Consider the following 13,051-nt stretch of genomic DNA (forward strand, 5'->3'; position numbering starts at 1 on the left):
GCTGGATGCGGGGCGCGGCATCTCAGCACTTAGCCAGAAGAAGGGTTCCGCGGTGTACGCGATCGTTCGTTGCGGCGGCAGGCAGCAGAAGGTCTCCGTCGGGGACGTCCTCGAGGTGGACAGACTCGCCGGCGAGGTCGGTTCCTCGGTGTCGCTGCCGGCGGTGCTCGTCGTCAACGACGGCGATGTCACCACCGACGCTGCCACGCTTGCCAGGTTCCAGGTGACCGCCGAGATCCTCGGTGAGATCAAGGGCCCCAAGATTCGCATTCTGAAGTACAAGAACAAGACCGGTTACAAGAAGCGCATGGGTCACCGTCAGCGGTACACCCAGGTCAAGGTCACCGGCATCAACCCCGGACAGTGATTTCCCGGGGGGACGACCCCCGATACCCCCGAAAGGGAGTGAACCATGGCACACAAGAAGGGCGCCTCGTCCACCCGGAACGGCCGTGACTCGAACGCGCAGCGCCTCGGCGTCAAGCGCTTCGGCGGGCAGTTGGTGAACGCAGGCGAGATCATCGTCCGCCAGCGCGGCACCCACTTCCACCCCGGCGACAACGTCGGCCGCGGCAGCGACGACACCCTGTTCGCGCTTGCCGCCGGTCACGTGCAGTTCGGCGTGAAGCGTGGTCGTCGCGCGGTGAGCATCGTCCCGGTCGCGGAGTAGATCCGCCGGGACAGCAGCACGACCTTATGAGGCGGATCGAGGATTCGGTCCGCCTCATTCGTTGTTCATAGGAGCGTTTCGAAGGGGGGCGCGGCTGATGGCCGAGTTCGTGGACACCGTCATCCTGCACATCAAGGCGGGTGACGGCGGCAACGGCTGCGCCTCCATCCACCGGGAGAAGTTCAAGCCGCTCGGCGGTCCCGACGGCGGCGACGGCGGCCGTGGCGGTGACGTGATCCTCGAGGTGGACCCCAACACGGCCACCCTGCTGGAGTATCACCACCGTCCGCACCGCCGGGCCGGCAACGGCAAGCAGGGCATGGGCTCGAACCGGGACGGCGCAAACGGTGAGGACATCGTCTTGGCCGTGCCCAACGGCACCGTGGTCAAGGACGCCGAGACCGGCGAGGTGCTGGTCGACCTGATCGGCGTGGGCACCCGCTACGTCGCGGCCAAGGGCGGTTTCGGCGGCCTGGGCAACGCGGCGCTCGCCAACGCCAGGCGCAAGGCGCCGGGTTTCGCGCTGCTCGGCGAGCCGGGCGACGAGGCCGAGATCATGCTGGAGCTGAAGACCGTCGCCGACGTCGCGCTGGTCGGGTTCCCGAACGCCGGAAAGTCGTCCCTCATCGCCGCGCTGTCCGCGGCCCGCCCCAAGATCGCGGATTATCCGTTCACCACGCTCATCCCCAACCTCGGCGTGGTCACGGCGGGGGAGACCGTGTTCACGGTCGCGGATGTGCCCGGCCTCATCCCCGGCGCGTCCCTGGGCAGGGGTCTCGGCCACGAGTTCCTGCGCCATGTCGAACGCTGCTCGACGATCGTGCACGTCCTCGACTGCGCCACGATCGAGCCGGGCCGCGACCCGGTCACCGACTTCGACGTGATCGAGGCCGAGCTCGCCGCCTACGGCTCGCTGACCGGCCGTCCCCGGCTGGTCGTGTTGAACAAGGTCGACGTCCCGGACGGCCGAGACCTCGCCGACATCGTCCGTCCCATGCTCGAGGAGCGTGGCCTGCGGGTGTTCGAGATCTCCGCGGCGACCCGCGAAGGTCTGCGGCCCCTGGCGTACGCGATGGGCGAGATGGTGGCGCAGGCCCGGGCGCAGGCTCCGATCGAGGAGCCGACGCGGCTGGTCATCCGGCCCAGGCAGCTCGGCGAGAGCGGGTTCTCGGTGCGGCGCGTCGACGACAACACCTTCCAGGTGACCGGTGACAAGCCCGAGAGGTGGATCAGGCAGACCGACTTCGCCAACGACGAGGCCGTGGGCTACCTCGCCGACCGGCTGAACCGGCTCGGGGTCGAGGACGCGCTGGTCGAGGCCGGCGCCCGGCCGGGAGCCGAGGTGGTCATCGGGTCGATGGAGGGTGGTCACGTCTTCGACTGGCAGCCGTCCCAGGACGCCCGGGTCGCCATGGGGCCGCGTGGCTCGGACAGTAGGCTCGGTTGAGGATCGACACCGACCGATATCTACCGGATGGGGACGAGTGAGATGGCGTGATGGACGGAAATCAGGAGGGCCGGCATCAGATAGGTTCCGCGCGGCGGCTGGTCGTCAAGGTGGGTTCGTCCTCCCTGACGACGCCGAAGGGCGTGATCGACGTGGATCGCGTCGACGCGCTGGTCGACGTGCTCGCCGCGCGCAGACGGGCCGGCACGCAGCTCGTGCTCGTCTCCTCGGGTGCGATCGCGGCCGGGCTCGGCCCGCTCGGGCTCAGGGCGCGGCCCAGGGACCTGGCCACCCAGCAGGCGGCGGCCTCGGTCGGCCAGGGTGTGCTCGTCGCCCGCTACACCTCGTCCTTCGCCAGGTACAGCCTGCGCGTCGGCCAGGTGCTGCTGACCGCCGACGACATGATGCGCAGGTCGCAGTACCGCAACGCCCGGCGCACGCTGGGCAAGCTGCTCGAACTCGGCATCGTCCCCGTGGTCAACGAGAACGACACGGTGGCCACCGACGAGATCCGCTTCGGTGACAACGACCGGCTGGCCGCGCTGGTGGCCCACCTGACCCACGCGGACGGCATGGTGCTGCTGTCGGACGTGGACGCGCTCTACGACGGCGATCCGCGCCGGGCCGGGGCCTCCCGGATCGCCGAGGTGCGCGGTCCGGAGGACCTGGAGGGAGTCGAGCTGGGCACCTCCGGCCGGGTCGGCACCGGCGGCATGATCACAAAGGTGGAGGCGGCCCGCATCGCCACCGGCGCCGGCGTGCCCGTCGTGCTGACGGCGGCGGCGCACGCGGCTCAGGCCCTCTCCGGCGCCGACGTCGGCACCTACTTCCACCCCGGCGGCCGCCATCCCGGCACCCGGCTGCTCTGGCTCGCCTACGCCACCACGGGGCGGGGGCGGCTACACCTGGACGAGGGCGCCGTCGAGGCCGTCGTGGCGCGGCGCATGTCGCTGCTGCCGGCCGGTGTGGTGAAGGTCGAGGGCGACTTCGCCGAGGGTGATCCCGTCGACCTGTGCGGCCCCGCGGGCGTGCCCGTCGCGCGGGGTCTCGTCAACTACGATGCGGCCGAGATCCCCGAACTGCTCGGCAGGTCCACCAGGGAACTGGCCAGCACGCTCGGCCCGGAGTATGAGCGCGAGCTGATTCACCGGGACGACATCGTCATACTGGAACCCGCCCGGACCTGATCGGCGGGCGACGCACGACCAATGGAGCGCGAGGCGAATGTCTGAGGCAGAGGACTTCCTGAAGGTGGCGCACGCGGCGCGGGAGGCCGCCACGGTGCTGGCGCCGTTGCCGCGCGCTCCAAAGGACGCGGCGCTGCACGTCATCGCCGACGACCTCGTGACGGCCACCGACGAGATCGTCGCCGCCAACGCCGTCGACGTCGACAAGGCCAGGCGGGACGGCATCTCCGAGGCCATGATCGACCGGCTCCGCCTCGACGCGGCCCGGGTCGAGAAGATCGCGGAGGCCGTACGGCAGGTGGCCGACCTGCCCGATCCCGTCGGCGAGGTCGTGCGGGGGAGCACGTTGCCGAACGGTCTGGAACTGCGTCAGGTCCGGGTGCCGCTGGGCGTCATCGGGATCATCTACGAGGGCCGTCCGAACGTGACCGTCGACGCCGCCGCGCTGTGCCTCAAGAGCGGCAACGCCGTACTGCTGCGCGGGTCGTCCAGCGCGTACTCCTCCAACACCGCGCTCGTCGAGATCATGCGGAAGGCGCTGGAGCGGACCGACGTGCCGGCCGGGGCCGTACAGCTCGTGCCGGGCCTCACCCGCGAGTCGGTCAAGCACCTCATGCGCGCCCGCGGGCTGGTCGACGTGCTGATCCCCCGCGGCGGCGCCTCGTTGATCAACAGCGTGGTGGAGGAGTCGACGGTTCCGGTGATCGAGACCGGCACCGGAAACTGCCATGTCTACGTCGACGCCGACGCCGACGTCGAGACCGCCCTGGAGATCCTGGTCAACGCCAAGGCGCAGCGGCCCTCGGTGTGCAACGCGGCGGAGACGTTCCTCGTGCACGCCGCCATCGCCGACGTGTTCCTCCCGAGGGCGCTCGCCGCGCTCAAGGACGTGGGTGTCACCGTGCACGGCGACGAGCGGGTGCGTGGCCACGGCGCCGATGTGGTGCCCGCGACCGAGGACGACTTCACCGCGGAGTATCTCTCGCTCGACATCGCCGCCGCCGTCGTCGACTCGCTGGACGACGCGGTCGCGCACATCAGGAGGTACGGCTCGGGCCACACCGACGCGATCGTGACCCGTTCACAGAGCGCGGCCAGGAGGTTCACGGCGACGGTGGACTCCGCCGCCGTAGCGGTGAACGCCTCGACGCGGTTCACCGACGGCGGGGAGTTCGGCTTCGGCGCCGAGATCGGCATCTCCACGCAGAAGCTGCACGCGCGTGGCCCCATGGGCCTGCCCGAGCTCACCTCCACCAAGTGGATCTACACGGGCGAGGGGCACCTCCGTGACAGTCCTCGTACGGTGACGGACTGCGCGGGAAGATAACGGACACATCGTGGGCGGCGCGCCTCCGGGAGTTCGCCGCCCCGGGCCGCTATGGTTAGCGCTCCTATGGCTGGACGTCTTGGGCGGGTCGGCCCGTACGCGCTGCTGGAGCGCCTGGGCCGGGGTGGTATGGGCGAGGTGTACCTCGCCGCCAACCGCCGGGGGGAACATGTCGCCCTGAAGATGCTCCGCGACCCGATCGAAAGCGACCCCGACGCCCGATTACGCCTGGAGCGCGAGGTCCGGGCGCTGCGACGGGTCGAGAGCCCCTACGTCGCCCGGGTGCTCGACGCCGACCTGGCCGGTGACCGGCCCTACCTGGTCATGGAGTACATCGAGGGGAACACCCTCCTCGACGCCGTACGGCGCGGGCCGCTGCCCGAGGCCGAGCTCATCCCGGTGGCCCAGGGCCTCGCCACCGCTCTCGCGATCATCCACGCGGGCGGGGTGGTCCACCGCGACGTCAAGCCGGCCAACGTGCTGATCGGCGAGGACGGGCCGGTGCTGATCGACTTCGGCATCGCCCAGGTGCACGACGCGACCAGGATGACCATGACCGGGACGTTCCTGGGCACCCCCGGCTACAGCGCACCCGAGCTCTTCGCCGACGAGGCGGTGGGGGAGCCGGCGGACGTTCACGCCTGGGCCGCCACCGTCGCCTTCGCCGCCACCGGCCGCCCCACCTTCGGGCGGGGAACGGCCGAGTCCCAGATGTACGCGATCCTCAACGGCAAGGCCGACCTCGCCGGGGTGCCGGCCGCCCTGCTGCCGCTCGTCCGCGCCGCGCTCCACCGCGATCCCGTCCGCCGTCCCACCGCCGCGCTGCTCGCCGACCGGCTCACCCGCCTCGCCCGGGCCACGATCGAAGCGCCGAGCCGTACGGCACCGGCGGCCGCTGCACGGCGCATCAGATCGGAGGCGAGCGGTAAGCCCATGCCGAAGGCGGACAAGCCCACCGCGAAGGCGGAGAAGGCCGCAGCCAAGCCGGAGGCGAGCCCGGCGAAGACCGCTGTGACCGAGGTGGAGCAGCGGCCCGCCGAGGCTCCTGAGGGTGAGCGGCCGGAGAAGTCCGGCAGGGCGGGCAAGACGGAGAAGGCGGGCAACCCGGGCAATTCGGGGAAGCCAGGGAGGTCCGGGAGAGCGGGGAAGACCGACGGCGGCCCGGCTACGGTGCCCGCCGCCGGGCCGGTCCGGCGGAGAGGCGGTTCCGCCGGTGGTCGCGGTCGCCGGGCCGGCCGTCCGGCGGGCGAGAGCCGTACGCAATCCGCGCTGGCCGTCGAGACTCCGCCCGACACGGCGGGCTCGGAGCAGTCGCTCGGCATCCCCACGGGGAACGCCGCGCTGGCGGCGCTGGCGGTGCTCGCCGTGCCGTGCGTGGTGCTCTCGGTGATATATCCGCTGGCCACGGTCGCGATCACCGCGGTGTTCGTCGTCGTGACGAGAGCGGGCTGGCTGAGCCACTGGGTCGTACGCAACCGCAGGTCGGCACGGATGCGCGGCCTGCTGCGCGTGCTGAGCTTCCCGCTGACGCTGCTCGCCTCACTGATCACGGCTGCGGCCTGGCCCGGGTTGCCGGCCGCCACCGCCGGCTTCGTCGCCCTGTGGCTCACAGCGGGGACGCACCTCGAACCCCAGTGGTGGACCCAGACGATGCCCGTCACGATCGCCGGCGTGGTCTTCGGCGTCATCTGCGGCGGGATCATCGGCCGGGAGATCGAGCGCGCCTGCGCCAAAATGCCGGGCCTGCGCAGCGAGGGCCTGCGGGCGCTGGCCGTGCTGGGCGGCTTCGTCGCCCTGTGCGCCGCCGCCGTCCACGCCGTGGCCCTGTTCTTCTGACGGCGCGTTTCTTCTGACCATGGCCTACCATCCGCAGGCTTTGGCGGATCCGCTTCCGTGACCGGCACCGGTATTGCTGCCACCGGAGAAGAGAGCCCAGCACTGAAGATCAACTCACCGCTGTTTGCGTCTTGCCGCCATGACGTGTGATCCGGGGGCGGAGCCGAGCTTTGATCGCGCTCTTGGTGAACGCCGGATCGGTGGCCTTACCTGCCCAGACGTACGCCTCCCCGGGAGTGAGCGCGGTCATCTTCGACGGGACGAGATCCGCCGGCGCCGCGTTGGCCTTCTGCAGGTGTTTCAGCCAGGCGGGCGAGGTGAACTTGTGCAGGATGATGTTGAGATCCCGCAGGTCGCTGAGTCACGTGGTGGGCGTGATCGTCCAGATGTCCCGGCCACTCGACCAGAGTTCGTTGACGTGGTAAGAGAACCGGTCATAAAGGCCATCGTTCTGATGGCGCTTGAGATGCAGCATCGGTGAGTCGTGACCGACCAGCCTGGCCAGGTGGGGGGTGACAAGCATCTCGTCGTCGAACTGGAACACCGACAGCGAGATGTGATCCTCCCCGAAACGCGCCTCGACGCCGGAGACCTCCCGCAGCTGATCGAGCTCGGCGAGCGTGATCCGGATCCGGGTGGACACCGTCAGCGGTACGGCCTCGGCCTCCTCCCGGCGGAGGGTGGCCTCGCTGTTGGGATCTCCGAGCAGGAAGCGGACGCGGCATCCCTGCTCGGCTTTACGCTTCAGCACCTTGGCCAGGTTGGGGTGTTCCAGCCACAGGAAGTAGTTCGTGTATCCGGCGAGAGCGATGTCCGATTTAGCGTTGGTGATCAATGCGCGCCAGACGCTCTTGGGACAGGCGGACCGGTATGGGTAAATCTGTACGACCTCGCGGTCCGGTCCAATCTTGACCGTGTTTCGTATCGCCTCGGGCCACAGCACGGACTCATCCACTCCCAGGGCTTCGGCGGCGGCCCACCGGTGGCGGGGATGTGGCAGGCGCCCTTCGTTCGCCAGCCAGCGGGACACCGTTTTGACGTCAACCTCGCACTTCTCGGCGAGGTCCCTATCGGTAAGTTTCGCATTTGCCATCGCATGACGCAGAGAGTCGTTTGGCATTCGGGCCTCCGCATCGCGGGACGTTGAGGACGTATTCCGACGGTAAAGCAAAACGTCCCACACGTCCTGGAAACACGGTGTGAAAGTCCTGTCACTCTGCGCGACGCTGCCGTCATGAAACATGTTGGAACCGTCGCCTCCGGCACGGGATTCGCCGGATGGAGGATCATCCGCAGCAACGCGGGACGGTTGTGGGCGAGCCGAGAGCAGCCGTTTCCGGTGGCCGCTGAGCGGGCGGGGGCGTATCGCACGGTTGACGCCGACGACCTGATGGAACTCTGTCAGGTCATCGGCCAGCAGGAGGCGATCGCCGAGCAGGTGGCTGCATCGGCCGGATTGGAGCGCACGGCCAGGTCGGCGAGCAGGGCCGTGCAGGAAGGCGTGGTCAAGCCGGCGGCGACCGCGTGAGCGGGCAACGCAGGGACGAGATCAAGCTTCCCCTGTCCTGCCTTGGTTTGCATCTGCCACCGGCGCAGTCTCAGAACGGCCCGGCGCGGGCGGATGGGGTGCGGTTGCGGTGGATGCCGGACACAGGCCGCACGATGTATGCACGGGTGGTGGAGCACACCTGCGACGACTGCGTGCCCGTCTCGTACGAGCTGTGCGCAGCGGGCGGGTTGATGTTCATCCGCTGGACCGATCGCACCGGCGGTGGCAAGCCTGTAGTGCGCGAGACCGAGCGGTTGATCAGCAGTCGCGCGCGGGAGATGTGGCGGGATCTGCTGCTGGGTCTCGTCCGCTGAGCTGCCCTGCTGGTCGCCTGTTGGCCGCGATCAGTGGGGTTCGGGGCGGTCTCCTCTGGTAGAGGGGCCTTACGGGAGGCCGTCCCCTCTTGTAAGACCCGTCCGGTGTTCACCGGGGACGGGAGGTAATCGGCAGGCGGGCCCAGGCCCATCCAGGACCGGCCCCGAGGTCTGATGGCGCGCGCCTCGGGGCCCACCGCCACGATCAAGGTCAACGGGCTTGTAATTAAAAGGATATGGAATCAATTTCGGCGCGGAAAGCCGCATAGCGGGCGAATCGAGCAGATGGTATCGCTTCCTTTTCGATGTCAAAGGTAGACATCGTCTGGTACTGGCGGCAACCCCCGAAATGTCGGACCATCTTGTCGATAAGGGACTACCGAAATGCCTCGCGCTTTTGGAGGTCGGAGGAGGAAAGTTTCTATCCGGATAGAAACTTATCCACAGCACAATCACGCCGCCAGAGTGAAAAACCAATTACCTGGAGCGACAGCGACCGCCAACCGTACTGACGATTGTGGGGACCTCCGGAGGCGCTGTGCTGAGCATGTCGCCGTCACGGGGCGCGAAAGCGAGGTCCGGCCATGCTCCGCCGGAGGTGTGCCTCCTTCACTCCGCAGCAGGTTGGGGGATGGTCCTGCCCCGCGGCCGGTCGATCGCCGCGGGGCGACGGACGAGTTGTAGCCGGGGACCGATGGTCCGGACGATTTCATCAGGTGACATGGAAGTGAGCGGCTCCAGGCGAAGGATGTAGCGGGTCACTATCAACCCGGCGACCTGCGCGCAGAACGTCGTCGCGCGTTGACGGGCGTCCGCTCCGCCGATCCGGGCGGCGATCTTGTCGACGATCTCCCGTTCCAGCATCTCCTTCACCAGGTGAGCGAGAGCCTCATCCTGCACGGCACCGGCCAGTAGCGCACGCAGGGGCGCCCCGGCGTCGGGGTCCTCCCAGGTGGCGAGTAGATCGTGTAAGGCGCGCTGAGGCAGTGTGAACAGGTCGCCTTCCATCGCGCGAGTGAGGATGTCGGCCGGGTTCGCGGACAGGGCGAGCGCCGCTCCGAACAGGCCCTTCTTGGAACCGAAGTAGTAGCTGATGAGGGCCAGATCCACGTCGGCCTCGGCTGCGATGGAGCGCAGAGTGACGGCCTGGTATCCGCCTTCGAGGAATCGGCGGCGGGCGACGTCGAGGATCTGGGCACGGGTATCGGGGTTTCCGACCCGGCGGCCTCGGCGTGGCGCTTTATTCATCACGGTTGAGATTTTAGGCATGCGGTGGCGAGTCTTTGCGAGTCGTATCTCCCTGATTCAGGAGGCCGCCTGTCATGCTCCACCCACACCCGCCGACCGAGCCCGGCAAGGCCGGGCGCCATGGCGTGATCCTTGCCGTCACCTGCCTCGCGTTGGCCGTCGTGGTCTCCAGCATGGCCTCGCTCAATGTGGCTCTTCCGGACATCGCGCGACAGACACAGGCCGACCAGACCCAGCAGTCCTGGATCATCGATGCCTACAGCCTGGTCTTCGCCTCGCTGCTGCTGCCCGCGGGTGCGCTGGGCGACCGATTCGGCAGGCGCCTGGCGCTGCTCGCGGGATTGGCGATCTTCGCTGTGGGGGCCGGACTCGCCGCCCTCGTCACCGACCCCGGCCAACTGATCATCCTGCGTGCGGTGATGGGGATGGGAGCGGCGCTGGTCATGCCCGCCACGCTCTCGACCATCACCAGCACCTTCCCACCCGCTCAGAGGGCCCGTGCGGTCAGCGTCTGGGCGGCGGTCGCCGGTGCCAGCGGCGTGCTCGGCCTGCTCGCCTCCGGCCTTCTCCTCGAGGTGTGGTCCTGGCCGTCGGTGTTCTGGTTCAACATGGTCGTCGTCCTGGTCGCCCTGGCCGGGACCCTGCTTTTCGTGCGGGAGTCGGCCGAGTCGGCTTCGTCTCCGTTCGATGTGGTGGGCGCCATCCTGGCCGCGTGCGGGGTGGCCGTGCTCGTGTACGCACTGATCGAGGCCCCGGTGAACGGCTGGACCGCGCCGGCCACCCTCGGCCTGCTCGCGTCGGGTGCGCTCACCCTCGCCGGCTTCGTCGGGTGGGAGCTGCGGCGAGACCATCCGCTTCTCGATCCGCGCCTGTTCCGGAACCGCCGATTCGCGGCGGGTTCCCTCTCGATCACACTGCAGTTCTTCGCCCTGTTCGGCTTTCTCTTCCTGCTCATGCAGTACCTGCAGATGATTCGCGGCCACAGCGCGCTCGCCGCCGCGCTCAACCTCGTGGCGATGCCTGTCGGTATGATCCCGGCGGCCCGGTTGAGCCCTCGGCTGAGCGCGCGTTTCGGCACCCGCGGCCCCTGGACCACCGGACTGCTGCTCCTGGCCGCCGGCCTCGTCGTGCTCGCCCGTCTCGATGCGGACAGCTCGTACGGGATGCTCGCGGCCGGTCTGGTGCCGCTCGGCGCCGGCCTGGGCCTGGCGATGCCTCCGGCGACCACCGCCATCACCGATGCGCTGCCCCCGGCTCTGCAGAACGTCGGCTCCGCCGTCAACGACCTGGCACGGGAGCTCGGTGGGGCGCTGGGCATCGCGGTCCTCGGCAGCGTACTCAACGGCACCTATGAGGCCCGGCTCGACCTGCCCGGCGTGCCGGCCCAGGTCGCGGAAGCGGCTCGCTCCTCCCTGGCGATCGCCGAGACCATCGGCGGACCGGTTCTGGATCAGGCGCGAGACGCGTTCACCGCCGGCCTGCAGTTCGCTCTCCTGGGCGCAGCGGCCGCCATCCTCACGGCGGCCGTCGCCGTGCCCGCGCTGCTGCGCCGGCGCCCCGGGACGCGGTCGGCAGACCGCTCATCGGTGATGCGTGCGGCACATGAGTCGAAGCGACGGTTCGAACATGGGTGAGCTGTGAAGCCCGAGGGCGGCGGGCCTGGGCCTCCTCCGCCGCCGGGAACAGGTCTAGTTCTCTCTCCGGGCGAACCTGTTGAAGATGCGCTCACCGGCGCTGACGGCGCCCTCGGCGACGTCGCGCAGGACACCGATGAAGGGGTCCTGGGACTGGGACCACGACTCGCGGTAGGAATTGGCCGCCGCCTTGACCTCTTCGGAGATCCTCGCGTCGGCGTCGTCCTCGCGGCGGGGGTAGTCGCCGCGGAGGACGCGGTCGTAGTCGCCGCCGCGGCGCCAGCGGTCCAGCTCGGCGACCCGGGACACCGCGAAGGGGTGGGTGGTGCCGAGCATGTTGAGCACCTTCAGCAGGCCGTCGCGTACGTCACCCGCCGTGTCGTACTCCCTGGCCTGGTCGAGGAAGGCCTCGATGTTCATCTCGTGGAGGCGCGAGCCGCCGGCCAGCTTCATGAGCGCGCGCAGCGCGGCCTCGGGGTCCTGACCGGCCAGCAGACCGCCGCGGTCGGCCGACATCTCCGCCTTGCGCTGCCACTCCTCGAGGGCGGCGACGATCACCCGCAGGCCGATGTAGCCCAGCGGGATCCACGCCACGCGGGTGGCGAGCCGGGTGAGGATGGCCAGCATGGTGCCGTACACGGCGTGGCCGGACAGGATGTGGGAGGTCTCGTGACCGACCACGAAGCGCAGCTCCTCCTCGTCCATCAGGTCGAGCAGACCTGACGAGACGACGATGAACGGCTCGTCGAAGCCGATCGCCATGGCGTACGCCTTCGGATCCTGCTGGACGTACACCTCGGGAATCCGGGGCATGTCCAGGATGTAGGCGCTGTCGCGGCCCATGTCGTGCAGCGCGCGGAACTGGGTGTCGGTGCAGCGCACGGCCGACGCCAGGAACATCAGACGCAGGCGGCGCTCACTGAACAGCCCCGACATCCGCTTCAGGACCGAGTCGAAGCCGCTGAGGGAACGCATCGCCACCAGCGCGGAGCGATCAGCGGGGTGTTCATAGGCTCGGGAGCTGATGCCAGGCAGCTGCACGCGATTGCGGTCGGGAGTGGTCATGTTCCGCATGCTATGTCTCCTACGCTGCGTGCGCGCGGACGAAGGCGACGAGGTCGAGACGAGGCGAAACCGTGACCGATACGACCCGGTTTTCCACCAAACCAGGTACGCACGTTAGGGTCCGTTCCATGAAAAATGGGGCCCCGACCAGGCGCCTGGGCGTCATGGGTGGAACCTTCGATCCGATCCACCACGGTCACCTGGTGGCGGCGAGCGAGGTCGCACACCATTTCGACCTGGACGAGGTGGTGTTCGTCCCGACCGGGCAGCCCTGGCAGAAGGCCGACACGACGGTGTCGTCGAGCGAGGACCGTTACCTGATGACCGTCATCGCGACGGCGTCGAACCCCCGTTTCTCGGTCAGCCGGGTGGACATCGACCGTCCGGGCCCCACCTACACGATCGACACCCTGCGTGACATCTCCGCCGTCTACGGTCCCGAGGTCGACGTGTACTTCATCACCGGGGCCGACGCGCTGGCGCAGATCCTCAGCTGGCGCGACGTGGACGAGCTGTTCTCCATCGCCCACTTCGTCGGCTGCACCCGGCCCGGCCACACCCTGCACGACCCCGGTTTACCCGCGGGCAAGGTCAGCCTGGTCGAGATCCCGGCGCTGGCCATCTCCTCGTCGGAATGCCGTCACCGCGTGGCGGCCGGCGAGCCGATCTGGTACCTGGTCCCCGACGGCATCGTGCAGTACATCAACAAGAGGGGCCTCTACCGCGACCTGGAGGACTGAGGGGCCGGGGGGCGGACGTCGAGCGGGTCCGGCC

Annotated in this window: 12 protein-coding genes and 1 pseudogene; 10 read left to right on the forward strand and 3 right to left on the reverse strand. The window is 69.1% G+C overall.

Translation table 11 applies throughout. From position 1 onward, the window contains the following. The first annotated feature begins 52 nt into the window (after window positions 1–52). The 6 genes and pseudogenes from rplU to ACQP1K_RS08425 all read left to right on the forward strand — a co-directional run bounded on the left by rplU (window position 53) and on the right by ACQP1K_RS08425 (window position 6,467). On the forward strand, window positions 53–367 hold the full coding sequence (rplU, locus tag ACQP1K_RS08400; RefSeq protein WP_055481470.1) for a 50S ribosomal protein L21: 315 nt from the start codon (window positions 53–55) through the stop codon (window positions 365–367). 45 nt (window positions 368–412) lie between these two features. Continuing rightward, window positions 413–670: a 50S ribosomal protein L27 gene (gene rpmA, locus ACQP1K_RS08405; protein WP_355641020.1), complete on the forward strand. Its 258-nt coding sequence runs from the start codon at window positions 413–415 to the stop codon at window positions 668–670. 97 nt (window positions 671–767) lie between these two features. Next, entirely contained in the window at window positions 768–2,117 is a 1,350-nt protein-coding gene (obgE, locus tag ACQP1K_RS08410; protein ID WP_433500306.1) for a GTPase ObgE, read from the forward strand. A 50-nt stretch (window positions 2,118–2,167) separates the two neighbouring features. Next, the gene (gene proB, locus ACQP1K_RS08415) at window positions 2,168–3,304 is read left to right on the forward strand and encodes a glutamate 5-kinase (protein ID WP_433500307.1); all 1,137 of its coding nucleotides are present in this window, start codon (window positions 2,168–2,170) and stop codon (window positions 3,302–3,304) included. Between the two features lie 19 nt (window positions 3,305–3,323). Then, window positions 3,324–4,631 (forward strand): annotated as a pseudogene (locus tag ACQP1K_RS08420) (glutamate-5-semialdehyde dehydrogenase); the annotation flags it as partial. A gap of 66 nt (window positions 4,632–4,697) precedes the next feature. After that, entirely contained in the window at window positions 4,698–6,467 is a 1,770-nt protein-coding gene (locus tag ACQP1K_RS08425) for a serine/threonine-protein kinase (RefSeq protein WP_433500308.1), read from the forward strand. Window positions 6,468–6,828: 361 nt separating this feature from the next. On the opposite strand, the gene ACQP1K_RS08430 is transcribed toward ACQP1K_RS08425, so the two are convergent. Next, window positions 6,829–7,710, reverse strand: coding sequence for a hypothetical protein (locus ACQP1K_RS08430; RefSeq protein WP_433500309.1), 882 nt, complete (start codon window positions 7,708–7,710; stop codon window positions 6,829–6,831). On the opposite strand from ACQP1K_RS08430, the gene ACQP1K_RS08435 reads away from it, so the two are divergent. Beyond that, window positions 7,702–7,995 carry a hypothetical protein gene (locus ACQP1K_RS08435; protein ID WP_433500310.1) on the forward strand — a complete coding sequence of 98 codons (294 nt, stop codon included), beginning with the start codon at window positions 7,702–7,704 and terminating at the stop codon, window positions 7,993–7,995. The two genes, ACQP1K_RS08430 and ACQP1K_RS08435, sit on opposite strands and share 9 nt — an antisense overlap. 113 nt (window positions 7,996–8,108) lie before the next feature. Then, complete coding sequence (locus ACQP1K_RS08440) at window positions 8,109–8,330, forward strand: hypothetical protein (RefSeq protein WP_433500311.1); 222 nt, start codon at window positions 8,109–8,111, stop codon at window positions 8,328–8,330. Between the two features lie 609 nt (window positions 8,331–8,939). On the opposite strand, the gene ACQP1K_RS08445 is transcribed toward ACQP1K_RS08440, so the two are convergent. Continuing rightward, a complete protein-coding gene (locus ACQP1K_RS08445; RefSeq protein WP_433501519.1) occupies window positions 8,940–9,578 on the reverse strand; it encodes a TetR family transcriptional regulator in 639 nt (212 codons plus the stop codon). 74 nt (window positions 9,579–9,652) lie between these two features. On the opposite strand from ACQP1K_RS08445, the gene ACQP1K_RS08450 reads away from it, so the two are divergent. Further along, a complete protein-coding gene (locus ACQP1K_RS08450) occupies window positions 9,653–11,212 on the forward strand; it encodes an MFS transporter (RefSeq protein WP_433500312.1) in 1,560 nt (519 codons plus the stop codon). A gap of 54 nt (window positions 11,213–11,266) precedes the next feature. On the opposite strand, the gene ACQP1K_RS08455 is transcribed toward ACQP1K_RS08450, so the two are convergent. After that, a complete protein-coding gene (locus tag ACQP1K_RS08455; RefSeq protein ID WP_433500313.1) occupies window positions 11,267–12,277 on the reverse strand; it encodes a M48 family metallopeptidase in 1,011 nt (336 codons plus the stop codon). 128 nt (window positions 12,278–12,405) lie between these two features. Between ACQP1K_RS08455 and nadD the strand changes: the two genes are divergently transcribed. Then, complete coding sequence (gene nadD, locus ACQP1K_RS08460; RefSeq protein ID WP_433500314.1) at window positions 12,406–13,017, forward strand: nicotinate-nucleotide adenylyltransferase; 612 nt, start codon at window positions 12,406–12,408, stop codon at window positions 13,015–13,017. Window positions 13,018–13,051: the final 34 nt, after the last annotated feature.

Origin of the sequence: Sphaerimonospora sp. CA-214678, from assembly GCF_050942215.1 — a bacterium.
In the GTDB taxonomy this organism is placed as follows: Bacteria; Actinomycetota; Actinomycetes; order Streptosporangiales; family Streptosporangiaceae; genus Sphaerimonospora.